The 25144-nt window shown below is 62.6% G+C and carries 25 protein-coding genes and 1 pseudogene; 14 read left to right on the top strand and 12 right to left on the bottom strand.

The window, feature by feature from the left end; genetic code table 11:
* Positions 1–16: 16 nt before the first annotated feature.
* From HWX91_RS29950 to HWX91_RS29925, 6 genes are all read left to right on the top strand, one after another.
* The gene (locus HWX91_RS29950) at positions 17–1420 is read left to right on the top strand and encodes a hypothetical protein (protein WP_028199248.1); all 1404 of its coding nucleotides are present in this window, start codon (positions 17–19) and stop codon (positions 1418–1420) included.
* 94 nt (positions 1421–1514) lie between these two features.
* Positions 1515–2225 carry a C39 family peptidase gene (locus tag HWX91_RS29945; RefSeq protein WP_030101276.1) on the top strand — a complete coding sequence of 237 codons (711 nt, stop codon included), beginning with the start codon at positions 1515–1517 and terminating at the stop codon, positions 2223–2225.
* Positions 2226–2231: 6 nt separating this feature from the next.
* Complete coding sequence (locus tag HWX91_RS29940; protein WP_028199250.1) at positions 2232–3032, top strand: hypothetical protein; 801 nt, start codon at positions 2232–2234, stop codon at positions 3030–3032.
* A 111-nt stretch (positions 3033–3143) separates the two neighbouring features.
* On the top strand, positions 3144–4583 hold the full coding sequence (locus HWX91_RS29935) for a hypothetical protein (protein ID WP_028199251.1): 1440 nt from the start codon (positions 3144–3146) through the stop codon (positions 4581–4583).
* Between the two features lie 24 nt (positions 4584–4607).
* Positions 4608–6218 (top strand): sigma-54 dependent transcriptional regulator, encoded by a 1611-nt coding sequence (locus HWX91_RS29930; RefSeq protein WP_028199252.1) that lies wholly within the window; start codon positions 4608–4610, stop codon positions 6216–6218.
* Between the two features lie 113 nt (positions 6219–6331).
* Positions 6332–6832: a dihydrofolate reductase gene (locus HWX91_RS29925; protein ID WP_028199253.1), complete on the top strand. Its 501-nt coding sequence runs from the start codon at positions 6332–6334 to the stop codon at positions 6830–6832.
* A gap of 177 nt (positions 6833–7009) precedes the next feature.
* On the opposite strand, the gene pmbA is transcribed toward HWX91_RS29925, so the two are convergent.
* On the bottom strand, positions 7010–8380 hold the full coding sequence (pmbA, locus tag HWX91_RS29920) for a metalloprotease PmbA (protein ID WP_028199254.1): 1371 nt from the start codon (positions 8378–8380) through the stop codon (positions 7010–7012).
* Positions 8381–8731: 351 nt separating this feature from the next.
* Here pmbA and yjgA point away from each other — a divergent pair, with 351 nt between their 5' ends.
* Together yjgA and mog are read left to right on the top strand one after the other, a co-directional pair.
* Complete coding sequence (yjgA, locus tag HWX91_RS29915) at positions 8732–9343, top strand: ribosome biogenesis factor YjgA (protein WP_028199255.1); 612 nt, start codon at positions 8732–8734, stop codon at positions 9341–9343.
* Positions 9324–9968, top strand: a complete 645-nt coding sequence (mog, locus tag HWX91_RS29910) for a molybdopterin adenylyltransferase (protein WP_042276451.1) — start codon at positions 9324–9326, stop codon at positions 9966–9968. Before yjgA ends, mog begins: the two co-directional genes overlap by 20 nt.
* Before the next feature lie 96 nt (positions 9969–10064).
* Here the strand turns inward: mog and orn are convergent, their stop codons facing one another.
* Positions 10065–10673 (bottom strand): oligoribonuclease, encoded by a 609-nt coding sequence (gene orn, locus HWX91_RS29905; RefSeq protein ID WP_028199257.1) that lies wholly within the window; start codon positions 10671–10673, stop codon positions 10065–10067.
* A 179-nt stretch (positions 10674–10852) separates the two neighbouring features.
* Here orn and HWX91_RS29900 point away from each other — a divergent pair, with 179 nt between their 5' ends.
* Genes HWX91_RS29900 through HWX91_RS29890 form a run of 3 tightly spaced genes read left to right on the top strand, consistent with a single transcriptional unit; the run spans position 10853 to position 13403 of the window.
* Positions 10853–12112: a M48 family metallopeptidase gene (locus HWX91_RS29900; protein ID WP_028199258.1), complete on the top strand. Its 1260-nt coding sequence runs from the start codon at positions 10853–10855 to the stop codon at positions 12110–12112.
* Positions 12109–13050: a ribosome small subunit-dependent GTPase A gene (gene rsgA / locus HWX91_RS29895; protein WP_028199259.1), complete on the top strand. Its 942-nt coding sequence runs from the start codon at positions 12109–12111 to the stop codon at positions 13048–13050. Before HWX91_RS29900 ends, rsgA begins: the two co-directional genes overlap by 4 nt.
* 32 nt (positions 13051–13082) lie before the next feature.
* A complete protein-coding gene (locus HWX91_RS29890) occupies positions 13083–13403 on the top strand; it encodes a putative signal transducing protein (RefSeq protein WP_028199260.1) in 321 nt (106 codons plus the stop codon).
* A 105-nt stretch (positions 13404–13508) separates the two neighbouring features.
* Here the strand turns inward: HWX91_RS29890 and HWX91_RS29885 are convergent, their stop codons facing one another.
* The 6 genes from HWX91_RS29885 to rpsP all read right to left on the bottom strand — a co-directional run bounded on the left by HWX91_RS29885 (position 13509) and on the right by rpsP (position 17805).
* Complete coding sequence (locus HWX91_RS29885; RefSeq protein WP_028199261.1) at positions 13509–14447, bottom strand: CobD/CbiB family protein; 939 nt, start codon at positions 14445–14447, stop codon at positions 13509–13511.
* A gap of 114 nt (positions 14448–14561) precedes the next feature.
* Positions 14562–15278 carry a CoA pyrophosphatase gene (locus HWX91_RS29880; protein WP_028199262.1) on the bottom strand — a complete coding sequence of 239 codons (717 nt, stop codon included), beginning with the start codon at positions 15276–15278 and terminating at the stop codon, positions 14562–14564.
* 93 nt (positions 15279–15371) lie between these two features.
* Positions 15372–15761, bottom strand: a complete 390-nt coding sequence (rplS, locus tag HWX91_RS29875; protein ID WP_007180916.1) for a 50S ribosomal protein L19 — start codon at positions 15759–15761, stop codon at positions 15372–15374.
* 144 nt (positions 15762–15905) lie between these two features.
* Complete coding sequence (gene trmD, locus HWX91_RS29870; RefSeq protein WP_028199263.1) at positions 15906–16673, bottom strand: tRNA (guanosine(37)-N1)-methyltransferase TrmD; 768 nt, start codon at positions 16671–16673, stop codon at positions 15906–15908.
* Between the two features lie 25 nt (positions 16674–16698).
* Positions 16699–17433 (bottom strand): ribosome maturation factor RimM, encoded by a 735-nt coding sequence (rimM, locus tag HWX91_RS29865; RefSeq protein WP_028199264.1) that lies wholly within the window; start codon positions 17431–17433, stop codon positions 16699–16701.
* Positions 17434–17550: 117 nt separating this feature from the next.
* Complete coding sequence (gene rpsP, locus HWX91_RS29860; RefSeq protein ID WP_012734974.1) at positions 17551–17805, bottom strand: 30S ribosomal protein S16; 255 nt, start codon at positions 17803–17805, stop codon at positions 17551–17553.
* 172 nt (positions 17806–17977) lie between these two features.
* On the opposite strand from rpsP, the gene HWX91_RS29855 reads away from it, so the two are divergent.
* Positions 17978–19180 (top strand): PQQ-dependent sugar dehydrogenase, encoded by a 1203-nt coding sequence (locus HWX91_RS29855; protein WP_028199265.1) that lies wholly within the window; start codon positions 17978–17980, stop codon positions 19178–19180.
* Between the two features lie 120 nt (positions 19181–19300).
* Positions 19301–19768: an NINE protein gene (locus HWX91_RS29850; protein WP_028199266.1), complete on the top strand. Its 468-nt coding sequence runs from the start codon at positions 19301–19303 to the stop codon at positions 19766–19768.
* Positions 19769–19787: 19 nt separating this feature from the next.
* Here HWX91_RS29850 and HWX91_RS29845 read toward each other — a convergent pair whose 3' ends face one another.
* Together HWX91_RS29845 and HWX91_RS29840 are read right to left on the bottom strand one after the other, a co-directional pair.
* Entirely contained in the window at positions 19788–20933 is a 1146-nt protein-coding gene (locus tag HWX91_RS29845) for a PA0069 family radical SAM protein (protein ID WP_028199267.1), read from the bottom strand.
* Positions 20934–21032: 99 nt separating this feature from the next.
* Positions 21033–21521: an Lrp/AsnC ligand binding domain-containing protein gene (locus tag HWX91_RS29840; protein WP_028199268.1), complete on the bottom strand. Its 489-nt coding sequence runs from the start codon at positions 21519–21521 to the stop codon at positions 21033–21035.
* Between the two features lie 159 nt (positions 21522–21680).
* Between HWX91_RS29840 and HWX91_RS29835 the strand changes: the two genes are divergently transcribed.
* Positions 21681–22967 (top strand): D-amino acid dehydrogenase, encoded by a 1287-nt coding sequence (locus HWX91_RS29835; protein ID WP_028199269.1) that lies wholly within the window; start codon positions 21681–21683, stop codon positions 22965–22967.
* Between the two features lie 153 nt (positions 22968–23120).
* Here the strand turns inward: HWX91_RS29835 and HWX91_RS29830 are convergent, their stop codons facing one another.
* Entirely contained in the window at positions 23121–24911 is a 1791-nt protein-coding gene (locus tag HWX91_RS29830) for an acyl-CoA dehydrogenase (RefSeq protein ID WP_028199270.1), read from the bottom strand.
* A gap of 107 nt (positions 24912–25018) precedes the next feature.
* Positions 25019–25144 (bottom strand): annotated as a pseudogene (locus HWX91_RS29825) (electron transfer flavoprotein subunit alpha/FixB family protein); the annotation flags it as partial.

Below are 25144 nucleotides of genomic sequence, written 5' to 3'. Positions count from 1 at the left end.
TTATCGGAGCGTCATCATGAAGCGCACACTCATTGCAGCGGCTGTCCTGTCGACGATGGCAGCAAGCTCGGCTTACGCCGAATGCACGGCCGGCTGCGACCCGGCTGAGCTCTTTACGGCAACCAACGTCTATACCGACATCGGTGAATTCGGCTTCATCACGCTGCGTGGCAAGGTCAACGTGAACAGCAGTTCCGGCGCCACGGTCAACAACACGCAAAACGTGAACGTCGGCGGCGTGGACATGAAGACGCCGCCGCAGAGCTATGTCTCCGGCCACGTGACCACGACCGTCAACACGACGGATAGCTGGGACCACGCAAGCGGCGGCGGCAGCGGCTGGGGCGTGAGCCAGTCGTATAGCAACAACGCCTGGGCTTACAACAAGAGCAACACGCAAACCAACACGGCCTCGTCGAGCGCTGCGTTCATTGCGGGCGGCGGCTTCGCAACCGGTTTCGAAACATCGGTCAGAGGGTACAACTATGCGAACACGCACGCTTCCGCCAATGGTTTCCTCGCGGCGGGCTTCATCGCCGGTCTCGGCGGCGGCCCCGGCGTGATCTTCGGCGGTCTCGCGGCAGGCTTTGCCGGCGCGCTGAACACCCACGAGTCGAGCAATTTCGGCGCGGGGCTCCAGGCACAGGCAGCCGGCTACGGCGTCGCGTACGGCGGCTATGCGGCAGCCAGCCAGAGCACGGCGACGCAAACCCGCAGCGGCTATGGCGACGAAGTACATGCCAGCTTCTCCGAAGGCAGCCACGCCTATGGATGGACCCATAACTACGATGACAACCGGGGCTCCGTCACGGTCACGGGCAGCATCACCCAGCACATCAACACCGAAACGCCGACCACGATGTCCGCCGGCATCGGCAACAATGCGCTGGATACGGCAAGCGGCAACATTGGCGTCAACATCGCCACCGGCATCGACAACGCGCAGTCCAACGACGCCGCGCTGTCGAACATGGATGTCGGCCCCGTGTTCGGCACCGCGCAGATCTACTCGACTCAATCGTCGAGCGGCTCGGCCAAAGTGGGTGACTTCAACTTCGTCGCTTCCGTCGGCGCGGGCGCGCTGGCCAATGCAACCGGCAACATCGGCGTGAACGTGGCCTCGGGTGTGGGCAACGTGCAAAACAATAGCCTGGCAGCGTCGGCTACGACCGACAGCAGCAGCAGCGGGATGGGCGGCTGGAATCATCATCGCGGCAGCATGCAAGGTGGCGAAGTCATCGCCAGCGACCAGAACTGCCAGACCGCGGACGCAGCCGTTAATGGCCAGTTCACCGGCTCGTCGATGCTCGGCGCAGGCGCACTGGCCAATGCGACCGGCAACATCGGTGTGAACATCGCGTCGGGTGTAGGCAACCTGCAACACAACGGCCTTGCAGTCGCCAGCGTGTCGCATCAGTAATCAGCAGTCCGTAATCAGTAATTAAAGCTGTATAGCAGGAAGACAACCGGTCAGCCTTCGGGCTGACCGGTGTCTCCCCTGGGGGGGATAGACCATGTTCGGGGTGAGCAGGGCAACGCATGGCTTTTTTGCGGCGCTCTTCGCAGGACTCGTGCTGTCACAGGCGGCTCATGCGCAGAGTGCCCTTTCCATGAACGCCGCAGCCGGTGTGCCGTTCGACGTGAACGTGCGCTCGATTCGCGAGCTGCGCTACAACCATATAGTTTCGCAGCGTTACGACTACAGCTGCGGCTCGGCCGCTCTGGCCACGTTGCTGAAGTACGGCTACGGCATCGACATTCCCGAAACCGAAATGATCCGCCGCATGATGGTGTTTTCGACACCGGAGGTGGTGGTCAAGAACGGCTTCTCGATGCTCGACATGAAGAAGTTCGTCGAAACGATCGGCCTGCGCGGCCGAGGTTTCCGTGTCACCGCCGAAGCGCTCTATCACCTGCAGATTCCCGTGCTCGTCCTGATGAACAGCGACGGCTACGAGCACTTCGTGATCGTCAAGCACGCCGAAGACCGCCGCGTTTTCATTGCCGACCCCGCCCTCGGCAACCGCATCGTCATGGAAGACGACTTCGTCAAGAAGTGGAACGGCCTCGTGTTCGCGGTCGTCGGCAAGCCATTCAAGGAGGATTCTCCGCTCTTGCAAGGCAACGAGTCGCTCGCGCTCAAACTGCGCGAACGCGCGCTGGAAAACGGCACGGCTGCGACTCCCTTTGTTGAATACGGTTTGATCAAGGCAGAGTTGTTCTGACCCATCATGGACCGAAACTTAATCGCTATTGGCTGCGCGTTGTGTTTCGCGACGTGCGGCCTTACACCAATCGCGCAGGCTGCCGAGCAGGCGCCGACGGTGTTTGAAGACGTCGGCGCCCTCAAGCTGCAAGCCGTCGACGACACCGTCCTCGCCAGCCAGACCGGCAAAGGCATTGTCGGGGACATCATCTCAGGCGTCGTCATCAACCTGCTGTCGCAATGGCAGCTGCCGAACGGCGCCACCGCTGTCGCCTCAGGCGCGCTCTCCATTGTCACCAACGCCCTCAACACGCCGAGCGTGCAGTTCAATTCATCGGCCTCCGTGACCAGTCCGAACGGACCATCGGGCAGCGGCGCCAACCACAACGCCAGCGCGAGCGGCGGGCAGAACGTCAGCGTCAACGGCGTCTCGCAGATCGCTCAGGTGGCCGGCAACGGCAACCTCGGCACCAACCAGGCGCTGATCGATTTCGACGCCTCGCCGGCCAGTCTGAGCGGCGGTACCTATAACAACGCAAGCTCGGCAACCGCCAGCAATGCGAACGGCTCGATAAAGGCCTCCGTCAGTCTCGCCAACGGCGGAATTTCGATCGCGCTGCAAACGCCGGCCGGTATCGCCACGCAAAGCATCTCGCCGAGCAACGCGCAACAAGCCGGGATGATCGCCCAACTCTTGCAGATCGCAGGCAATAACCAGCAAGTCGCCAACCAGTTGCAACTGCATTTGCAGACACAACAGATGTCGGCCTCGATGCTGCGCCAGTTGGGTGTCCTACAAGCCCTGCAAAACACCGTAAGGAGATAACGCGGGCCGCCACCCGCCGAGGACCAAGACCAAGTATCACAGCAGCACCAAAACGGCCGCGCGAAGCATAGGAGACATGCGACGCACGGTCAGAATACCGGGGGAACAAAAATGATCAGATTCTCAAGGACCGTCACGCCACGCATGGCGTTAGCGGCCATACCGGCCGCAGTCATGCTGTTCGCGTTATCGCAGGGGGCCAGCGCGCAGGCGCTCGCCGATCAATCGGTTGAAGACCGGCTGAACACGCTCATGCGCGTCGTCAGCGAGCAGCAAAAGCAGATCATCTCACTCGAACGGCAGGTCACGAATCTCGAGATGGCGCAGCGCGGCCGCGGCGCACCGGGCTACGGCACGCCGACCGGCGACGCCGCGGTCGCCGAGCAACCCGGCGCGGACGGCCTGCCTGTGCCGCTGCCGCCGCTGGCCCAGATAAACCCCGGCACACCCGCACCCGGCAGCGCGACGGGCACCGCGACAGGCGTGCCGGTCAATCCGCCGGTGCCGGACAACAGCGGCGGAGGCAGCCTGCCTGCCGCGACCGACGGCAGCGGCGCGGTCGGCCAGACCCAGAAAGCCGCGCAACCGGTGCGCACGCAAGCCGAAGACGCGGTGGTGCAGAACCAGCAGCACACGCCGCTGTTCGAGCACAAGCTCACCATGGACTGGGGCATCAGCGATACCTACTACGACCGCCGCCAGTTGCAACTGTCCGGCTTCCTCGCGCTCGATGCGATTTTCCTCGGCAACATCAACCTCGGCGAAACCAAGTCGCACCAGGTGATGGCCGACCTCGACACGCGCTACGGTCTGACCGACCGCATCAGCGTCGACGTCGACGTGCCCTACGTCTACCGGCACAGCAATTTCATCGTCGGCGGGGCCGGCGGGGCCGCCAATACGGTCTCGGACGCCTCGGCGAATTCGAGCAACATCGGCGACGTCAACCTCGGGATCTACTACCAGATCCTGAAGGAAACCAACAGCCTGCCGGACCTGGTCGGCAGCCTGCGCATCAAGGCGCCGACCGGTACGTCGCCGTTTGGCATCAAGCTGCAACAGGTCGATGCCAACAACACCAACCTCGTCGCGCCCACCAAGCTGCCCACCGGCACCGGCTTCTGGAACATCACGGCGGGCCTCTCGGTGTTGAAGACCTACGATCCGGTCGTGCTGTTCGGCAGCGTTTCGTACACCTACAACATTGCCCGCTCGTTCTCGGACATTTCGTCGGTGATCGGTCAGACCGAACCGGCGACCGTCAAGATCGGCGACGTCGTGCAGTTCGGCGGCGGCGTCGCGCTCGCGTTCTCGGACAAGGATTCGGCCAGCATCTCGTACACGATGGCGCTGGAACCCGAATCGCAAACCAAGGCGCCAGGCGGAACCTATTCGAAGGTGCCGGGCAGCGAAACCACGGCGGCCGCCCTGACCTTCGGCCTGAATCACGTAGTGAACAAGCACTTGACGATCAACGGTTCGGTGTCGGTGGGCCTCACGCCCGACACGCCGAACTTCGTGATCGGTGTGCGCTTTCCCTACACTTTTTGACGTGCCAACGATACGAGGCTGATCGTGCGCGAATCACCCCATCTGAGCAGCGTTACACCGCCCTCCGGCGCTCATCTGTCGATTGCCCGGGCGCCGGAAGGTCCTGTGACACGAGCAACGGGCGTCCTCGGGGGGCGCCCATCGGAAGTCTCTTTGGTGCGTCCTCAGGAGGCTGTCGTGGAGCGCTTGCATGAGCCCTCTTCCGCCGCAAAAGGAGGCGGTCTGCCGCACGCGCAGATCGAGCGGACCCTGCTCTATGTCGCGCGCACGCCGGACGAGACGCTGAGCGCCCATCTGCAGAGCCGTGGCTGGCACGTGCTGGTGGCCCGCTCGGCTCACGAGGTTACGCGCCTGCTCAAGCCCGACGTGCTGTGCGCCGGCATCGCCGACCTCGCAAGCTTTGCGCCGCGCGACCTGGGCGGCCTCGAGGCGAGCCTGCGTCAACAGCAGATTGGCTGGATTGCGCTCGTCACGCCGGAGCGCCTCGCCGACCCGGGCGTGCGCCGCCTGATCCGTCATTACTGCTTCGACTACGTCAAGACGCCGGTAGCCAACGCCACGATCGACTATCTCGTCAGTCACGCATTCGGTATGGTGACCTTATGCGATGCCGATGAGATCCCGCCTGCCGCGCCCACTGCGGCCGACGACGAAGACGAAATGGTCGGCACCTGCGAAGCGATGCAGCAACTGTTCCGCACCATTCGCAAAGTCGCCAATACCGACGCCAGCGTGTTTATCTCGGGTGAATCCGGCACCGGCAAGGAACTCACCGCGCTGGCGATTCACGAACGCTCGCCGCGCCGCAAGGCGCCGTTCATCGCCATCAACTGCGGGGCGATTCCGCATCATCTGCTGCAGTCCGAACTATTCGGCTACGAACGTGGTGCGTTCACCGGCGCGAACCAGCGCAAGATCGGCCGGGTCGAGGCCGCGGACGGCGGCACCTTGCTGCTCGACGAAATCGGCGATCTGCCGATGGAAAGTCAGGCCAGCCTGCTGCGCTTTCTGCAGGAAGGTAAGATCGAGCGGCTCGGCGGCCGCGAATCGATCCAGGTGGACGTGCGCATTATCTCGGCAACCCACGTGGACCTCGAAATCGCGATGCGCGAAGGACGGTTCCGCGCCGACCTGTTTCACCGTCTGTGCGTGCTGCGGGTCGACGAGCCGCCGCTGCGCGCTCGCGGCAAGGACATCGAGATTCTTGCGCATCACATCATGCACAAGTTCAAGACCGACAGCGCGCGCAAGATCCGCGGCTTTACGCCGTCTGCGATCGAGGCGATGTACAACTACAGTTGGCCTGGCAACGTGCGCGAACTGATCAACCGGGTGCGCCGCGCGATCGTGATGGCGGAAAACAAGCTGATTTCCGCCGACGACCTCGACCTCGCGCAATTCACCGGACAACAGACCATGAGCCTCTCGCAGGCACGCGAAGCCGCCGAGAAGCGCGCGATCGAAGCAGCGCTGCTGCGGCATCGCCACCGGCTGAACGAGGCGGCGATCGATCTGAACATTTCGCGCGTCACGCTATATCGGCTGATGGGTCAGCACGGCTTGCGGGATCCCAGCGCGGCCGACGAGAAAGCGGCGCTTGAGGCGCTCGGCGCCGATGAGCCCGCGCACGAATGAGCGGGACGCGTAGCAGGGAGCGCCTGGCCGGGGACACCCGACCAGGCACCCGACCGGGGCGCGCCCTTTCGCCTCAGGTAGAATCATCCTGGTTACGTTCCCCTTTCCATTCGATGACGACGCTAACCCTGATCGTCGCTCGCGCCAATAACGGCGTGATCGGCCGCGACAACCAGTTGCCCTGGCGACTTCCCGAAGACCTCGCGTTCTTCAAGCGCACTACGATGGGCGCGCCCATCATCATGGGCCGCAAGACGCATGAATCGATCGGCCGGCCGTTGCCGGGACGCCGCAACATTGTCGTGACACGGGACGCCACGCGGCGCTTTCAGGGCTGCGACGCGGCCACCACGCTCGCAGACGCGCTCAAGCTCGCCGCCCAGGACCAGGCGCCGGAAGCGTTTCTGATCGGCGGCGCGCAACTGTATGCGGAAGGCTTGCGTCAGGCGGACAAGCTGATCGTCACCGAAATCTCCGCGGATTTCGAAGGCGACGCCACCTTCCCTGAGCTCGACGAAAACGAATGGGAAGAGGTCGCGCATGAAACCCATCGCGCGGATGCACCGAACGACTTCGATTACGCCTTCGTGACCTATAAGCGCAAGGGCGCGTGAAGGCCACGCGCCGCGCCTGATTGACTGGCTGACTAACTGACGGTTCTTGCATCTGACGCCGGGATTCGCGCATTCATCTTTCGCCTTGCGCCGCCCGACACGCATAAAAAAACGCCACGCATGCAACTGCGTGGCGTTTCTTTTTTCAGCCCTTTTCTCAGCGCTGTTGCCGACCGCTTACTGACCCGCGATCGTCATCCGTTCGATCAGCACCGAGCCCGTTTCCTTGGTGCCGCGCGTGATCGTATCCGCACCGATCGCGACGATATGGCGGAACATCTCCTGCAGCGTGCTCGCCACGGTGATTTCCTCGACCGGATACTGGATCTTGCCGTTCTCGACCCAGAAGCCCGACGCGCCGCGCGAATAATCGCCCGTCACGTAATTCACGCCCTGCCCCATCAGTTCGGTCAGCAGCAGGCCCGTGCCGAGCTTCTTCAGCATTGCCTCGAAGTCGTCTTCCGGACGTGTCTTCGAGCTGCGCAGCGACAGATTGTGCGAGCCGCCGGCGTTGCCGGTGGTCTGCATGCCGAGCTTGCGCGCCGAGTAGGTGGACAGGAAATAGCCTTCCACCACACCGTCCTTCACCACGGAGCGCTGTTTGGTGCGCACGCCTTCTTCGTCGAACGGCGCGCTGCCCATGGCCCGCGCAACGTGCGGATCTTCGACCACCTGAATGTGCGGCGCGAACACCGGCTTGCCGAGGCTATCGACGAGGAATGAGGTCTTGCGGTACAACGCGCCGCCGCTGGTGGCCTGAACGAACGCGCCGAGAATGCCGGCGGCGAGCGGCGCTTCGAACAGCACCGGCACCTTGCGCGTATCGAGCCCGCGCGCACCGATGCGCGACAAGGCCCGCTGCGCCGCGTAACGGCCTACTGCTTCCGGGTCGGCGAGGTCGGACGCGCTGCGGGTCGACGTGTACCAGTCGTCGCGCTGCATATTGCGGCCACCGCCGGCGATCGGCGCGCAGGCGATGTAGTGACGCGAGTACGGATAGCCCGCGAGAAAGCCGCGCGAGGTGGCCAGCACGAATTGCGAGTGCTGCGCCGAGACGCTCGCGCCTTCCGAATTCTTGATCTGCGGATCGGTGGCGAAAGCGGCGTCTTCCGAGCGGCGGGCGATTTCCACCGCTTCGTCGGCCGTCAGATTCCACGGGTGATACAGATCGAGATCGCGTGGTGCGGTTTCGAGCAGGTCGGCTTCGGCGAGACCCGCGCAATCGTCTTCAGCCGTGAAGCGGGCGATGTTGTACGCCGCCGCGACCGTGTCCTTCAGAGCCTGCGACGAAAAGTCCGAGGTGCTCGCATTGCCGCGCTTGTTGCCGATGAACACCGTCACGCCGACCATCTTGTCGCGATTGTGTTCGATCGTCTCGACTTCGCCGCGCCGCACGGAGACGGACAGGCCGTCGCCTTCGGAAATCTCGGTTGCCGCGTCGGTACCGCCGAGCGACTTCGCGTGACGAAGGATGTCCGAGGCGATTTCCTTCAGTTCATCCTGGGTATGCGGAAAAAAGCGCTGCTTGACGTCCATGTCTGCTGCCATTGTCGTTGCCGTCCTGTTCGGGGCCGAGCGGCCCTGTGTGTTCGCCCATGCCGCACGCATGCGCTCGCATTTTTACGGGCGCTGTTCACGTGCTCATCTGCCTGCTCGTTTGCGTAATCACGCATCCCGCGATCATAGCAAGGTACGCGAAGCTGCACCTGGCATTCGCTGAGCCTTGCGTTGCCTTGGCCTGGTTGCGGCGCCGTCGTGACGTGGTTGTGACGCCACCGTGGCCCGGCTCCGGTTTCGTCCTGGATTGCCGGCGTGCCCGTGCTTGAGAAAACCTCCGCCAGACGCCTTGTGCACGGCAGCACGGCGGGTTCCAAGGGCGCGGCACGCTACAATATCGGTATGACACGCAAAACCCGCATTCAACCCATCGAATCCGCCGAGCCGGAAGTCGACGAGAACGGCTACGACCGTCCCAGCAAGTCCCAGCTCAAGCGCGAAATGCACGAGCTGCAGGAACTGGGCTCGGCGCTGATCGCCCTGCCCAAGGACGCGCTCAAGCGCATGCCGATGCCCGAAAAGCTCGACGACGCCGTGCGCGAGGCGCGCCGCATCACCGACCACGAAGGCAAACGCCGCCAGGTGCAGTACGTCGGGCGCGTGATGCGCTCGCTGCTGGAAGAGGAAACCGCCGCGCTGCGCACCGCGCTCGACACCTATAACGGCGTCAACAAGGCGGAAACGGCCAAACTGCACTGGATCGAGCGCACCCGCGAGAAACTGCTCGCCGACGACGCCGCGCTGACCGAATTCATCCGCCAGCACCCGAACGCCGATCCGCAGCAGGGTCGCACGCTGATCCGCAACGCCCGCAAGGAAGCGCAGCAAAGCAAGCCGCCACGCTACTTCCGCGAGCTGTTCCAGTGGATCAAGAATGCCGACGGGCCGGCTGCCGACGCCGATTCCGATGCTGAAGACGCTCTGGAAGACGACGATGACGACCGCGACGCATAAGGCTGTACGTCAGCATCCGGATGAGGTCGTGATCGGCCTCGTGTCGATCAGCGACCGTGCATCCACCGGCGTGTACGAGGACAAAGGCATTCCGGCGCTGCAGGAATGGCTCGGCGCCGCCCTAAGCTCGCCGTTTCAGGTGGTCACGCGCCTGATTCAGGACGACGCGGCCACGATCTCCGCCACGCTGGTCGAACTGGTAGACGAAACCGGCTGCGATCTGGTGCTGACCACCGGTGGCACCGGCCCGTCGCGCCGCGACGTGACGCCGGAAGCGACTCTCGCGGTCGCGACGAAGGAAATGCCGGGTTTCGGCGAGCAGATGCGGCAAATCAGCCTGAATTTCGTGCCGACCGCCATTCTGTCGCGTCAGGTGGCGGTAATTCGCGAAACTGCGGAACACGCGGCGCTGATCATCAATCTGCCTGGCCAGCCGAAGTCGATCAAGGAAACGCTGGAAGGTCTACGCGACGCCGAAGCAGGCGGCGCGGTGAAGGTGCCGGGCATTTTCGCCGCGGTGCCCTATTGCATCGACCTGATCGGCGGCCCGTATGTGGAAACGAATGCCGACGTGGTGAAGGCGTTCCGGCCGAAAAACGCAGTGCGCGCGCCCCGGCAGCATTGAGGCCGAAGTTGCGGCGGCGGCCGCGTATTGCTGTGCGCACTGCCGGAGCCGCGCCAGCGTGACTTGCGCCGCCACGCCCCCCGAGCCGCAGCGGTATTACTCCGCAGCCGCTGCGTCCGGTGCCGCCGGGATCAGGAAGTGCTCGCGGTAGTACTTCAGCTCGTCGATCGATTCGTGGATGTCAGCCAGCGCCGTATGCATCGCGCGCTTCTGGAAACCCTTGTAGATCGTGGGCTGCCAGCGGCGGCACAGTTCCTTCAGGGTGCTGACGTCGAGATTGCGGTAATGGAAGAAGCGCTCCAGATCCGGCATCCAGCGCGCCATGAAACGGCGGTCCTGGCAGATCGAATTGCCGCACATCGGCGACTTGCCCGGCGGCACATAAGCGCCAAGAAACTCGCGAATCTGCTCGGTGGCGTCGGCTTCGCTCACTGTCGACGCCTTCACCCGGTCGATCAGGCCCGAACGGCCGTGTGTGTTCTGGTTCCACTGATCCATTTTGGCGAGCGTCTCGTCGCTCTGATGAATCGCCAGCACCGGCCCTTCGACCAACCGATCGAGCGTCGAATTCGTCACCACCACCGCGATTTCGATGATGCGGTCGGTGTCCGGTTCGAGCCCGGTCATTTCCATGTCCAGCCAGACGAGATTCATGTCGCTGCGCACGAGCGACGGCGGTTCGGTGGATGCGAGGATGTCAGTCATGAGGGCAACCCTGAGGGCCCGGCAAATCGCTTCGCAGGAAGCAGAATGGCCGCGCCGATTGTTCGTATGAGATTGGTTTGTGCCGGCCTCGGCCGGTTTTGTCCAGTTTTGGACTTAGCCCCCCGCCACGAAGCGGGAAGAAACATATAATTCTCGCATAGTTACCACGGAATCCCCGGATGCCCACCCTGTACTTCACTGTCCTGTTCGTCGTCGCCGTTGTGGCGATGGTCGGCACCAAACTGTGGCTCGCGTCGCGGCAGATCCGCTTCGTCGCCGGCCATCGCGACCAGGTGCCGAGCCAGTTCGCCGGCACCATCGCGCTCACCGCGCACCAGCGCGCCGCCGACTACACCATCGAACGCACACGGCTGGCGATGATCGAGGTCGTCGTCGGCGCTGCCGTCCTGATCGGGCTGACGCTGCTGGGCGGCGTTCAGGCACTCGATCTGGCGATTTCCGACTGGCTGGGCCGCGGCTACGTCGGTCAGATCGTACTGGTCGCGGCGGTGATCGCGATCACCGGCGTGATCGATCTGCCGTTCGAGTACTACCGGCAATTCGTGGTCGAACAGCGCTTCGGCTTCAACCGGATGAGCAAGGGCATTTTCTTCCTCGACCGGCTCAAGGGCCTGCTGCTCGGCGCCGCATTTGGCCTGCCGCTGCTCTTCGTCGTGCTGTGGCTGATGAACCAGGCCGGCAGCCTGTGGTGGCTGTGGACGTGGATCGTCTGGGTCGCATTCCAGATGCTCGTGCTGGTGCTGTATCCGTCGTTTATCGCACCGCTCTTCAACAAGTTCGAACCGCTCAAGGACGAGGCGCTGAAAAGCCGCATCGAAGCGCTGATGCAGCGCTGCGGTTTCGCCGCGAAGGGCCTGTTCGTGATGGACGGCAGCCGCCGTTCGGCACATGGCAACGCCTACTTCACAGGCTTCGGCGCGGCCAAGCGGATCGTGTTCTTCGATACGCTGATCGCGCGCCTGTCGGGCAGCGAGATCGAAGCGGTGCTCGCGCACGAACTTGGCCACTTCAAGCGCCGTCACGTGATCAAGCGGATGGTCGTCACGTTCGCGATCAGTCTGGTGATGCTCGCCCTGCTCGGCTGGCTGACGCAATGCGTGTGGTTCTACGAAGGGCTGGGCGTGCGGCCGTCGCTGATCGGCGGCAATAGCGGCCTCGCGCTGGTGCTGTTCTTCCTCGCGTTGCCGGTATTCCTGTTCTTTGTCACGCCGCTCGGCAGCCTTAGCTCACGCAAGCACGAGTTCGAAGCCGACGCGTTCGCCGCCACGCAAACCGATGCGCAAGACCTCGTCAACGCGCTCGTCAAGCTATACGAGGACAACGCGTCGACCCTGACGCCCGATCCGATCTATACCGCGTTCTATTACTCGCATCCGCCGGCGTCGCAGCGGATCGACCGCCTGCTGCGGCACGCATGAGCGGCCGCTCCCCGAAAGCGCCGCGCGCGCCGTCCAGCACACGCGTAGGCGGGCTCGTGATTGCCGCGCATGGGCGCCACTACCTGGTCGCGCCGGAAGACGGCGGCCCGATGCTCCAGTGCTTCCCGCGCGGCAAGCGCAGCGAGGTGGCGGTCGGCGATCGCGTGATTTACGAGCCGACTTCGGCGGACCAGGGCGTGATCGTCGAGATCGGCGAACGTCGCAATCTGCTGTATCGCTCGGATCAGTACAAGTCGAAGCTGTTTGCCGCGAATCTCGATCAGTTGCTGATCGTGCTCGCGACCGAGCCGCATTTCAGCGAAGACCTGCTCGGCCGCGCGCTGGTCGCTGCCGAAGCGAACGAACTGAAGCCGTTGATCGTGCTGAACAAGATCGACGTGACCGGTGCGCTGGAGGGCGCGCGCAAACGGCTTGAACCGTACCGCGCGCTCGGCTACACGGTGGTCGAAGTGTCGATCAAGACGCAGCCTGATAACGCGCGACCTGCTTTGCTGGAACATCTGCAAGGTCATTCGACGCTGCTGCTCGGCCAGTCGGGCATGGGTAAATCCACGTTGGTGAATCTGCTGATTCCAGATGCGGAAGTCGCCACCCGTGAGATCTCGACCGCGCTGAACAGCGGCCGGCATACCACCACGTTCACGCGGCTCTACCCTTTGCCCGGTGCCGACGGCGGCGCGTTGATCGATTCGCCGGGTTTCCAGGAATTCGGTCTGCATCACCTCACCGAAGGCCGGCTCGAACGCGCGTTTCCCGAATTCCGGCCGTTGCTGCCGAACTGCCGCTTCTACAACTGCCATCATTTGCAGGAGCCGGGTTGCGCAATTCTCGAAGCGGTTGCCGATGGCCGGATCCGGCGCGAACGGCATGCTCTGTATGCGCAACTGGTGCATGAAGCCAGTCAGATCGTGCGCTAACGCGCGCGTCGCTTTCAACCCTCGGATTCACGATGAAACTGATGCGCGCGCCGAATCTGATCATCGGACAGCATTGGGTCAATGTGCTGGAGACGGCGGGCATCGCTTGCGAGTTGCACAACCGTTACCTGAACGGCGCGCTCGGCGATATTCCGGCGGATCAGTGCGCGCCGGAGTTGTGGCTTGTCGACGAACGCGACGAGGCAATGGCGCGACGGCTGATCGATGCAGCGGCGCATGGACCAACGCCAGGTTCGCCTTCATGGCAATGCCATCAGTGTGGGGAGACGCTCGAAGCGCAGTTCACGGTGTGCTGGCAGTGCGGAACGGCGCGGGATCCGCTGGATGGATGACGCAGTCGGGTTCGGGGGGCAGGTAGTGAGGCCACTGCGGTGAGCGCAAAAAAGCCGGGTAAGAACCCGGCTTTTTCTATTGCATCGCGTTAGCGACGCGCCGATTCACGCGAGCCATACCGCGATCGTGAGCATCAACAACAAAATCATCCATAGGACCACCGCGCGCCACACGAGGCCCACTGCCGATTGCAGCGTGCGCGGCGTGCAGTCGTCACCGACCTGCATCGGGCCACCGTCGCCCGTGGCGAGCGCGTCGAGGCTCGACTGCTCAGCGAGCGGCCCACTCAAACGCGCGCCAAGCGCCCCACTGCCCGCAGCCAGCAGCACACCGTCATTCGCATCCGGCCACTGGCGCGCGTGATTGCGCCAGGCATAAATCGCGTCCTCGAAATTGCCGACAATCGCGAAACCCAGCGACGTGAGCCGCGCCGGCACCCAGTCGATCACAAAAAAGGCCCGCTGCGCAAAACTCGAGAAGGCGACCGTGCGATCGTCGACTGGCCGTGCCCATGCGCGTGCCAGATACTCGGCGATCCGATACAGCACCGCGCCCGCCGGCCCGACCGGAATCAGGAACCAGAAGAAAACCCCAAACACGTGCCGATGCGAGGCCACCACCGCGTGAATCAGCGTATGGCGCACGATCTCGCTGACGGGCATGTCGACGGTGTCGAGCCCGGTCCATTCATTCAGGATTTCACGCGCGCGCGGCACATCGTCGTTGTTCAACGCGAGGTGAATGTCGGTGAAGTAATGGCTGAACTGCCGGAAGCCAAGCGTGAAGTACAGCACGGCGACATTCCACAGGAAGGCCAGTGCAAAGTGAATGTGGTAGAGCACGTAATAGACAAGCGCGACAGCCAGCGTCCACGGCACCACTACCACGAGCCACGCGAGCAGGCCATGCCTGGGCTTGCCGGCATCGAATCCGTGCGCCGCCGACTCCGCATGGTATTGAAGCAGCGCGGACACCGGATTGTTCGGCGACAGCGCGCGCACCTGTTCAATGATCAGAGCCAGCAATACGGAGAAAAAAGTCATGCGATGCGCCGTGCTTTTCGAGTTTTACGATTGTTTTATAACGATAGCACAGGGTCGGATGCGACTGAGCGCAGACGTTGACAAACACCCAACAACTGCACAGACCGCCGTGGCTTACGCCGCGAGAAAGCGATAGAAGTTGCGCAGCATCGCCGCCGTTGCGCCCCAAATGAAATAATGGCCGCCCGGTTGACCCTCACGATCTTCCGTCTGCGCCGACGCCGCCCGCGGATAGGGCATCGCGAAAAAGCGCCGCTCGCCGCCTTCGTAACGAAACACGCGTTCCTCGTGATGCGCGGGGTCCATCAGAAATGCGAGCGGGACTTCGAAGACGTCGGCTACTTCAAGTGCATCCATTTTCAACGTGAAAGGCGGATGCACAAGACCGATCACCGGCGTCACGCGAAACCCGGTGCCCGTCAGATAGTCGGGCAACGCACCGAGAATTTCAACGCGCGACGGATCGAGGCCGACTTCTTCCTGCGCCTCGCGCAAGGCCGTGGCGGTCGCGTCGGCGTCGAACGGCTCATGGCGGCCGCCGGGGAAGCTCACCTGGCCGGCGTGGTCGTTCAGATGGTCGGCACGTTGAGTCAGGAGCACGGTGAGACCGTTGTCGCGCACGACCAACGGCACCAGCACGGCGGCCACGCGCGGATCGACGTGCTTATCGCGCCAGGGCGCTTCGATAATCGGTTCAGGCGTCCAACTGAGACGCTGCTCGAACCGCCCGCGCAGACCATCGGGCGTCAGGCGCCCGGCAACCACCGGCGGCAGATCGGCACCCGTCGCTTCGACAGGCAGGGTTTCAGGCTCAAAGGCGGGGCGGATCAACGGGTCTCTCGGAATGAGCGGATAGGGGACATGCCGCTATTTTGACCTGGCAAACAAAAAAGCACCCGCGAGGGGTGCTTTTTCTTACAGCTTTTACGCTTCCGGAGCAGCGCGGTCTTTCTTGGCGACCAGCTTTTCCTTGATCCGAGCCGACTTGCCCGAACGGTCGCGCAGGTAGTACAGCTTCGCACGACGCACATCGCCGCGACGCTTCACGACGATGCTTGCCAGCAACGGCGAGTACGTCTGGAACGTACGCTCGACGCCTTCGCCCGACGAAATCTTGCGGACGATGAACGACGAATTCAGACCACGGTTACGCTTGGCGATCACGACGCCTTCGTAAGCCTGAACACGCTTACGCGTACCTTCAACCACGTTCACGCTGACGATCACCGTATCGCCGGGGGCGAATTCGGGGATGGTCTTCTCGCCGAGGGCGCGCGCGATTTCTTCCTGCTCGAGTTTTGCAATCAGATTCATCACTGACTCCTAAGTCCATCTTGTCGGCGTTCGTACCTGCCTCGTGAAAACACTTGGCTACGGCCCCGATAGAGGATGGGTTCACATCTGGCACCGTACACGCATGTGCGGCGCCGCCTATGTCCGCTCGAAAGCTCCACGGCTTTATGCCTTGGACGCTTCCTTTGCGAGACTCGCAAGCCATGCCTCGTCGGCACGGCTCAACATCTTGTTCTTTCTGGCCTTCACGATCAGATCGGGCCGCTTGTTCAACGTGTTACGCAAAGCCTCACGCCGACGCCACGCTTCGATTTCCGCATGATGGCCGCCGAGCAGCACATCAGGCACACGCACACCGTTGTATTCCTCCGGGCGCGTGTAATGCGGACAATCCAGCAGCACGTCGACAAAACTGTCCTGCACCGCCGATTGCGAGTCGTTCAGCACGCCGGGCAATTGACGCACCACCGCGTCCATCAACGCCATTGCAGGTAATTCGCCGCCGGACAGCACGAAGTCGCCGAGACTGACTTCTTCGTCGACAACACGGTCGAGCAAACGCTGATCGATCGCTTCATAGCGCCCGCACAACAGAATCAGGCCCGGTTCGGCCGCGAACTGCATGACGCGATCGTGATTCAGTGTGGCGCCTTGCGGCGACATCATCACGACGCGCGGCGCGCCGATGCCCTGCTCCGCTTGCGCGGCTTTCGCCGCACCGATCGCGTCTTCCAGAGGCTTGGCCAGCATGACCATGCCGGGGCCGCCGCCGTAGGGGCGATCGTCGATTGTGCGGTAGTTGTCGGTGGTGAAATCGCGCGGATTCCACGTACGCAACCCGTAGCGCTCCTGCTTCGCCGCACGGCTGGTGATACCCCAGTCGGTCAGCGCACGAAACATGTCCGGAAAGAGCGTCACGACATCGAACTGCATCGCTCTCTCCAGTCAGCGAAATTATTTAATAATCGGTTTCCCAGTCGACGATGATCTGCTTCGCCGCCTGATCCACCGTTTTGACAAAGACGCCGACGAACGGGATCAAACGCTCGCCGGTGACCGGCTTACCGCTTTTGTCGGTATCCGGATATTCGATGCGCAACACCGAGTGCGCACCGTTGTCGATCATGTCTGCAACCTTGCCGAGGTGGACCCCGGCAACGTTCACCACATCCAGGCCGAGCAGGTCGACCCAGTAGAATTCATCGGCCCCGAGGGCCGGAAATTCGCTGCGGCTGATGTAAACGCGCGTGCCGCGCAGTGCCAGTGCCACATCGCGGTCAGTGACGCCGCCCAGATGGGCAACGATACTGTCGCTATGCGTTTTTGCCTGTAATGACGGCGCCGACTTGCGCTCGTGGCCTTTCAGCAACCACCAGCGCTTTGCGCTTAGCAACGCGTCTCCGCCATGTCCGGCATCCGCATGCGCGGCTACCTTGACCCAGCCTTTGAGGCCGTAAGCGTCGACGATTGCACCGACCTCGACCGCGTCGGCCGGCCAGCTTTCCACCGTTTCCATCCGCATTTCTGCCGCGCTGGAAGCGGTGTTTGCAACTTTGGCTTTCGCCTTGCCTTCGGCTTTTTCGACCGGCTTGCGGACGAATGCGCCGAACGGCGCCTGACCAGACGTCTTTGCGCGCGGGGCTGCCGCTTTTGCCTTTGCGCTACCTGAACCGCCGGAATCACGCTCAGACATAAGAACACCTCACTGCCGACTTCGACGTCTGCTTCAGCAAAACTCGCGCATCGGACTGCTCACGCAAGCTGCGCGAGCCGCCGGCCGAACCGACGACGATACGCATGCTAGCTACCATTAAGCAGCCGGCTGCGCCTTTTGCGCTTCTTTCACGAGACGCGCGACGGTCGGCGACAGTTGTGCGCCAACGCCTTGCCAGTACGTCAGGCGGTCTTGAGCGATACGCAGCGACTCACCCTTCGTAGCGACCGGGTTGTAGAAGCCAACGCGTTCGATGAAGCGGCCGTCACGACGGTTGCGCGAATCGGTTGCGACGATGTTGTAGAACGGGCGCTTCTTGGAGCCGCCACGAGCCAAGCGGATGATGACCATATTAGAATCCTTGAAAACCGGGGTGCGGAACGACTGAAACACGCGATTATAGCGGGAAACCGACGCCATAACAAACACTTACGGGGATAAACTGAGTGACCGGGTTGCGCCGGCCATACAGGCGGGGGGCTTGGAATGCGCCGAAACGCCCGAATTACCTGACGGAGCGCCCATGAAACTCCTGCCACCGCCTGCGTTTTTTTCCGTTTTACGCGCCGTCTTTCGGCGAATTACCGGATTTTCGCCAGTTGCCGGCGTTTCGGGTGCCGCCCGCGCTGGGACCCTTCGCATCGGCGCAATGTTGTTGCTGGCGGCCGCCACCCTGCCGGCGTTAGCCGCACTGCCGATCGAACGCATCAAACTGCCGCCGGGCTTCCATATCGAAGTCCTGTCGGACGCGGTACCCAGCGCGCGGGGTATGGCGCTCTCGCCGAAAGGCATCCTCTATATAGGCAGCCTCGACGGCCATGTCTACGCGCTCGAGCTGCGCGATGGGCACGTGACAGCACGTCACGTGATTACGTCCGGATTGGAAACGCCGGCCGGCGTCGCGTGGCGGGACGGCGCATTGTATGTGTCCGCGGTGTCGAAAATTCTACGCTTCGACGCGATCGACACTCACCTGAGCGACCCGCCCAAACCGGTTATTGTCACCGACACACTGCCGACCGAAACGCATCACGGCTGGAAATTCATTGCTTTCGGGCCGGACGGCAAGCTTTACGTGCCGCAAGGCGCGCCCTGCAACGTCTGCCTGAAAGACCGCGACCGCTTTGGACTGATTGGCCGCATGAACCCGGACGGCAGCCACTATGAAGTCGTGGCCCGCGGCATTCGCAACACGGTCGGCTTCGCATGGCACCCGGTAACGCACGAACTGTGGTTCACCGACAACGGTCGCGATCTGATGGGCGACGACGTACCGGACGACAAACTCAACCGCGCGCCACGCGCCGGCATGGACTTCGGATTTCCCTACTGCCATGGCGGCGACACGCCCGACCCCGAATTCGGCAAAGATCATCCGTGCAGCGCCTTCACGCCACCGGTTGTCAAACTCGGGGCGCATGTGGCCTCGCTCGGCATGCGCTTTTACACCGGCTCGATGTTTCCGGGCGCCTATCGGGACAATATTTTCATCGCCGAACACGGTTCGTGGAATCGCAGCAAAAAGGTCGGTTACCGTGTCGTGCGGGTGATCACCAACCCGGACGGCAGCAACGCGCACCAGGAGATCTTTGCCGAAGGCTGGCTCCAGCCAGACGAAACGGTATGGGGGCGTCCGGCCGACGTGCAACCGATGCCGGACGGCTCACTCCTGATCAGCGACGACTACGCCGGCGCGGTTTACCGGGTGACCTACTCCACGCCTTAGTCATCGACGCACTCACCCGTCACGTGAGCATCACCAGACCGCGTGGCGTAGAATGCCCGACGGTCCGCGCCCACCGGCGCGCCGCTCCTTTCGCCCGCCTGTCACTCTGCTCTCGCCTACATGTCCACCCTTGCTTCGACTTCCTCGCATTTCAGATCCAAGACGATTACCGCTGCGCTGGCATTCTTCTTCGGCAGCCTCGGCGCTCACCGCTTCTATCTGTACGGCATGCGCGACATTTATGGCTGGGCTCATCTGCTCGGCACCCTGATCGGGATTCCGGGCGCCATGCTGGTGGTGGCGAGCGAGCGGGCCTCGATGCTCGGCTGGGTACTCGCTTTTTTCGGCGCCGTGTCGCTGCTTTCCGCTTTTCTGGCTGCGATCGTCTATGGCCTGCGTCCGGATGACAAATGGGACGCACAGTTCAACCCGCAAGCCCAGCGCAAAAGCCGCTCGGGCTGGACGGTCATTTTCATCGTGATTTTTTCGCTGCTGATCGGCGCGTTCCTGCTGATGACGGGCCTCGCAATCTCGTTTCAGACTTACTTCGAAGGTCAGGTTCAAGCCGCCAAAGCGCTGTCGCAGTGAGCTGCCGCCGCGCATCACGCTAAAAAAGCCTCAATTGCGGATTGTCGCGCGGCGGCGGTTCAGCACGCGCCAACTCGACCCGGTGGAAATGCGACATATCCAGAATGCCGCGATCGCGCCGGTTTAAGCCGAGCCGCCGCGCCGCCTGATGGAAACGTTGCTTCAGCAAATCTGCCCACAACCCTTCTCCCTTCATGCGAGTGGAGAAGTTCGAGTCATAGTCTTTCCCACCCCGCATATCGCGCACGCGGCTCATCACCCGGTCAGCACGATCGGGAAAATGTGCCGCGAGCCAATCCTTGAATAGCGGCGCCACTTCCCACGGCAAGCGCAACACGATGTAGCTTGCATTAGATGCGCCGGCCTCGGCACAGGCTTCCAGCACCCGCTCCATGTCCGGCTCGGTGACGAATGGAATCACCGGCGCGATGCTCACACCAACGGGAATACCCGCCTCACTTAGCGTACGGATGGTGCGCAATCGACGCGAAGGCGTAGCCGCACGCGGCTCGAGCGTGCGTGCAATATCCGCGTCCAGCGTGGTGATGGTGATGGCCGCCATGAACTGCCCGCGCGCCGCCATAGGGGCGAGCAGATCGATATCGCGCTCGATCAGCGATGATTTGGTGATCGCCGCAAACGGGTGCTGCCGCTCGCTGAGCACTTCGATCACGCGCCGCGTCAGCCGCAAGTCGCGTTCGGCCGGCTGCCAGGCGTCGGTAATGACGCCGAGCGCGATCGGCTCGGGTACATAGGACTTCTTCGACAACTCGCGCTCGAGCAATTCCGGCGCGTTGATCTTCGCGTAAACGCGGCTTTCGAAATCGAGACCGGGTGAGAGCCCCAGATAACTATGTGTCGGCCGCGCGAAGCAGTAGATACAGCCATGTTCGCAGCCCCGATACGGGTTCAACGACACGCTGAACGGAATATCCGGCGACGCGTTGCGCGTGAGAATGGTCTTGGCCCGCTCTTCGAACACCTGCGTGCGCAACACCTTGGGCTCGAGGTCTTCCTCGGACGACGAAACCCAGCCGTCGTCCACCCCTTCGCGCTGGTCGACTTCGTAACGGCCCTGCATGTTCGTCACCGCGCCACGCCCCTTGCGAGGCACGGGCGGAGCGATCGGAAATTCATTCGCGAAGTGGGGGTCGGAATCGGTCACGGCTGGAGCACGTAAAAAACGAGAAACGGCGAAAACACCTGTATAAATATACAGTGTTTGCGCCGTTTGTCGAGCCCAGCTACGGACCTTCGTGGGCAGCTACTCGCCAACCGCAATCGTCAGCGTTTCCTTGATCTCTTCCATCACCACATAGCTCTTCGACTGCACCGCGCCGGGCAGCTGCAGCAGGATGTCCCCCAGCAGCTTGCGATAATCGGCCATTTCACCGATACGCGCCTTGATCAGATAGTCGAAATCGCCTGACACGAGGTGGCACTCCAGCACCTCGGGGATCTTCTGCACCTCGCGGCGGAACTGGTCGAACATGTTGCCGCTTTTGTGATCGAGCGTGATCTCGACGAACACCAGCAGCGCAGCGCCCAGCTCAGCCGGGTTCACCCGCGCGTGATAGCCGGTGATCACGCCGTCGCGCTCCATCCGTTTGACGCGCTCGATGCACGGCGTAACCGACAACCCGACCTGTTCCGCGAGGTCTTTCATTGCCATCCGGCCGTCCTGTTGCAGGAGCCGCAGGATCTTGTGATCGAGTTTGTCGAGGGCCCGGACCGGTTGGCGCTGTGTACGCATAGTGTTTTTGCTGAAAATCCTGAAAATACAATAACAAAACCTGCCTGACTGTTAATAGTATAGCGGTTAACACTGGGCGATCCGCGTTACACCTCGTTAATCGAACGAATTCAACGAATCGACGAGCGCGCCGCCCTCAGACCTTTCTCTGGAGCAGTTATGCGAGTCGTCGTTTTGGGCAGTGGCGTCGTCGGGGTGACAAGTGCTTATTATCTGGCGCGTGCCGGTCATGAAGTGACGGTGATCGATCGCGAGGCCGGCCCCGCACTCGAAACGAGCTTTGCCAATGCGGGTCAGATCTCGCCGGGCTACGCGTCGCCGTGGGCCGCGCCGGGCGTGCCGCTGAAGGCTGTCAAGTGGATGTTCCAGAAACACGCGCCGCTGGCAATCCGCCTCGACGGCACGCAATTCCAGTTGCAATGGATGTGGCAGATGCTGCAGAACTGCACGTCGTCCCGCTATGCGGTGAACAAGGGCCGCATGGTCCGTCTCGCCGAATACAGCCGCGATTGCTTGCAGGCACTGCGCGCCGAAACCGGCATCCAGTACGAAGGCCGTACGGGTGGCACGCTGCAGGTGTTCCGCACGCAGCAACAGTTCGACGGCGCCGCGAAAGACATCGCCGTGCTGCAGGATGCCAATGTGCCGTACGAACTGCTGTCGCCGGCCGAACTCGCGCAAGCCGAACCGGCACTCGCCGCTGTCTCGCACAAACTGACGGGCGGTCTGCGCCTGCCTGGCGACGAAACCGGCGACTGCCAGATGTTCACCACGCGTCTTGCCGCGCTGGCCGAAGAACTGGGCGTCGAGTTCCGCTACAACACGCCGATCGACGCGCTCGCCGTGGCGGGTGGCCGTATCGCCGGCGTGCAATGCGGCGCGGAACTGGTGCGCGCGGATTCGTTCGTTGTTGCGCTCGGGTCGTACTCCACGAAGTTCCTGTCCGGCCTCGTCAAGATTCCCGTCTACCCGCTCAAGGGTTATTCGATCACCGCACCGATCGTCAACGAAGCGGCGGCGCCGGTTTCGACCGTGCTCGACGAAACCTACAAGATCGCGATCACGCGCTTTGACGACCGGATTCGTGTCGGCGGCATGGCGGAGATCGTCGGCTTCGACAAATCGTTGCGTGAGGCGCGCCGCGAAACGCTGGAACTGTGCGTGAACGATCTGTTCCCGGGCGGTGGCGACACGTCGAAAGCCACCTTCTGGACCGGCCTGCGTCCGATGACGCCGGACGGTACGCCGATCGTCGGCCGCACCCCTCTGCCGAACCTGTTCCTGAACACGGGTCACGGCACGCTGGGTTGGACGATGTCGTGCGGCTCGGGTCAACTGCTGGCCGACGTGATGTCAGGCAAGCAGCCGGCGATCAAGGCGGACGATCTGTCGGTGCATCGCTATCTCGGCGAAACAGCCGGCGCACATCGCCCGGCTTATGCATAAGGTCTAATGCTTTAACGCTTCGCGAGCGGTTGAGCCGATGCGTCATCGCAGGCAAACCGGCCTGACAAAGACAAACGGCGCCCACAAGGCGCCGTTTGTCTTTTCACGCATGAGCCTTCTCCTTCTACTAGCTGGCTCGAAAAACAGGCAGCATCAGAACTGATCGTCCGACAACGCCAGCACACTCTCCCCACCCTTCGCGCTCACAATCGACGCCTCCAGCGCCGAAGCCAGCGGCAACACGTGCTCGGCATAGAACTGTGCGGTCGCGATCTTCGCGCCGTAGAACGACGGATCCTCGGCGCGCTTTTCAGCCGCCACGAGCAATGCGCGCGCCATCTGCCAGCCGCCCAGGACGACACCCGCCAGCTTCAGATACGGCACGCTGCCGGCGAACACGGCGTTGGGATCGCTCTTCATGTTAACGACAACAAAATCGACCACCGCGCTCAGCGAACGATGCCCCTGCGCCAGATACGTCTTCATCGATTCGAACGCAGCGCCCTGTTGTGCGCCGAGTGCTTCGATGGTTTCAGCCACGCCGGCCAGCAGCGACTTCGCCACCTTGCCGCCGTCGCGCACAGTCTTACGGCCGATCAGGTCATTGGCCTGGATCGCCGTCGTGCCTTCATAGATCGGCAGAATGCGCGCATCGCGGTAATACTGAGCGGCGCCGGTTTCTTCGATGAAGCCCATGCCGCCATGCACCTGCACGCCGAGGCTCGTCACATCGATCGATAGCTCCGTGCTCCAGCCCTTCACGATCGGCACGAGGTATTCGTAGATCGCCTGATGTTCAGCGCGCTTTGCCTCGTCGGGATGACGATGCGCGATATCGCAATGACCCGCGGCGACATAAGCCAACGCGCGCGACGCTTCGGTGAGACCACGCATCGTCGCGAGCATGCGGCGCACGTCCGGGTGCTGGATGATCGCCACCGGCTGCTTCGCGGAGCCATCGACCGGCCGGCTTTGTACGCGATCCTTCGCATACGCCACAGCCTTCTGATACGCACGGTCCGACACGGCGACGCCCTGCATGCCCACCGCGAAGCGCGCCGCGTTCATCATGATGAACATGTACTCGAGGCCGCGATTTTCTTCGCCGATCAGGTGCCCGATCGCGCCGCCGTGATCGCCGAATTGCAGCACAGCCGTTGGGCTCGCCTTGATGCCGAGCTTGTGTTCGATCGACACGCAATGCACGTCGTTGCGCTCGCCGAGCGAACCATCTTCATTGATCAAGAACTTGGGCACGATGAAGAGCGAAATGCCCTTCACGCCTTCCGGTGCATTCGGCGTGCGCGCCAGCACGAGATGGGCGATGTTCTTCGCCATATCGTGCTCGCCCCACGTAATGAAAATCTTGGTGCCGAACAGCTTGAACGATCCGTCACCTTGCGGCTCGGCGCGCGTGCGCACCAGCGCGAGATCCGAACCGGCCTGCGGCTCGGTCAAGTTCATCGTGCCGGTCCACTCGCCGGAAATCAGCTTGGGCACGTAGGTTTGCTTCTGCTCTTCGCTGCCGGCCGTGAGTAGCGCTTCGATGGCGCCATCCGTGAGTAGTGGGCACAACGCGAACGACAGGTTTGACGCGTTCAGCATCTCGATACAGGCGGTGGCGATCAGCTTGGGCAAACCCTGGCCTTCATAGGCGACCGGATGCTGCACGCCTTGCCAGCCGCCCTCGCCAAACTGGCGGAACGCATCCTTGAAACCGGGCGTCGCGGTAACCACGCCATCCTTCCAACTGCTCGGATTGCGATCGCCTTCGACGTTCAGCGGCGCCAGCACTTCGCCGCACAGTTTCGCCGACTCGTCGAGCACGGCCTGAGCCGTGTCGAGGTTTGCGTCCTCAAAACCCGGCAGCGTCGCGATGTCTTCGAGACCGGCCAGTTCTTTCATCACGAACAGCATGTCCTTGATCGGCGCCGTGTAGCTCATTTCAGTTCTCCTCCTGCCTGTCTGTCGATAAAAAAAGGGCGCTGGACTTGATAGGTCCCGCGCCCTTTCGTGTGCTGCCAGACGCCTTTTAACCGGCGCTGCGGCGCTTAGCCAAGCTCGCTCACGAGTTCCGGCACGACCGTGAACAGATCGCCCACCAGACCATAATCGGCGACGCTGAAAATCGGCGCTTCCGGGTCCTTGTTGATCGCCACGATCACCTTCGAGTCCTT

The sequence above is a fragment of the Paraburkholderia fungorum genome (assembly GCF_902833645.1).
GTDB classification, from domain to species: Bacteria; Pseudomonadota; Gammaproteobacteria; order Burkholderiales; family Burkholderiaceae; genus Paraburkholderia; species Paraburkholderia fungorum.
This window is presented reverse-complemented; position numbering and strand designations above follow the sequence as displayed.

Bases quoted from the DNA above. Each gene is read 5' to 3' on its own strand.
- HWX91_RS29935 (WP_028199251.1), top strand. From the start codon at position 3,144: ATGATCAGATTCTCAAGGACCGTCACGCCACGCATGGCGTTAGCGGCC.
- HWX91_RS29890 (WP_028199260.1), top strand. From the start codon at position 13,083: ATGAAACTGATGCGCGCGCCGAATCTGATCATCGGACAGCATTGGGTC.
- HWX91_RS29840 (WP_028199268.1), bottom strand. From the start codon at position 21,521: ATGCGTACACAGCGCCAACCGGTCCGGGCCCTCGACAAACTCGATCAC.
- HWX91_RS29940 (WP_028199250.1), top strand. From the start codon at position 2,232: ATGGACCGAAACTTAATCGCTATTGGCTGCGCGTTGTGTTTCGCGACG.
- HWX91_RS29850 (WP_028199266.1), top strand. From the start codon at position 19,301: ATGTCCACCCTTGCTTCGACTTCCTCGCATTTCAGATCCAAGACGATT.
- HWX91_RS29900 (WP_028199258.1), top strand. From the start codon at position 10,853: ATGCCCACCCTGTACTTCACTGTCCTGTTCGTCGTCGCCGTTGTGGCG.
- pmbA (WP_028199254.1), bottom strand. From the start codon at position 8,380: ATGGCAGCAGACATGGACGTCAAGCAGCGCTTTTTTCCGCATACCCAG.
- HWX91_RS29855 (WP_028199265.1), top strand. From the start codon at position 17,978: ATGAAACTCCTGCCACCGCCTGCGTTTTTTTCCGTTTTACGCGCCGTC.
- rsgA (WP_028199259.1), top strand. From the start codon at position 12,109: ATGAGCGGCCGCTCCCCGAAAGCGCCGCGCGCGCCGTCCAGCACACGC.
- HWX91_RS29835 (WP_028199269.1), top strand. From the start codon at position 21,681: ATGCGAGTCGTCGTTTTGGGCAGTGGCGTCGTCGGGGTGACAAGTGCT.
- HWX91_RS29950 (WP_028199248.1), top strand. From the start codon at position 17: ATGAAGCGCACACTCATTGCAGCGGCTGTCCTGTCGACGATGGCAGCA.
- trmD (WP_028199263.1), bottom strand. From the start codon at position 16,673: ATGCAGTTCGATGTCGTGACGCTCTTTCCGGACATGTTTCGTGCGCTG.
- HWX91_RS29885 (WP_028199261.1), bottom strand. From the start codon at position 14,447: ATGACTTTTTTCTCCGTATTGCTGGCTCTGATCATTGAACAGGTGCGC.
- orn (WP_028199257.1), bottom strand. From the start codon at position 10,673: ATGACTGACATCCTCGCATCCACCGAACCGCCGTCGCTCGTGCGCAGC.
- rpsP (WP_012734974.1), bottom strand. From the start codon at position 17,805: ATGGTCATCATCCGCTTGGCTCGTGGCGGCTCCAAGAAGCGCCCGTTC.
- rplS (WP_007180916.1), bottom strand. From the start codon at position 15,761: ATGAATCTGATTGCAAAACTCGAGCAGGAAGAAATCGCGCGCGCCCTC.
- rimM (WP_028199264.1), bottom strand. From the start codon at position 17,433: ATGTCTGAGCGTGATTCCGGCGGTTCAGGTAGCGCAAAGGCAAAAGCG.
- mog (WP_042276451.1), top strand. From the start codon at position 9,324: ATGACGACCGCGACGCATAAGGCTGTACGTCAGCATCCGGATGAGGTC.
- yjgA (WP_028199255.1), top strand. From the start codon at position 8,732: ATGACACGCAAAACCCGCATTCAACCCATCGAATCCGCCGAGCCGGAA.
- HWX91_RS29945 (WP_030101276.1), top strand. From the start codon at position 1,515: ATGTTCGGGGTGAGCAGGGCAACGCATGGCTTTTTTGCGGCGCTCTTC.
- HWX91_RS29925 (WP_028199253.1), top strand. From the start codon at position 6,332: ATGACGACGCTAACCCTGATCGTCGCTCGCGCCAATAACGGCGTGATC.
- HWX91_RS29830 (WP_028199270.1), bottom strand. From the start codon at position 24,911: ATGAGCTACACGGCGCCGATCAAGGACATGCTGTTCGTGATGAAAGAA.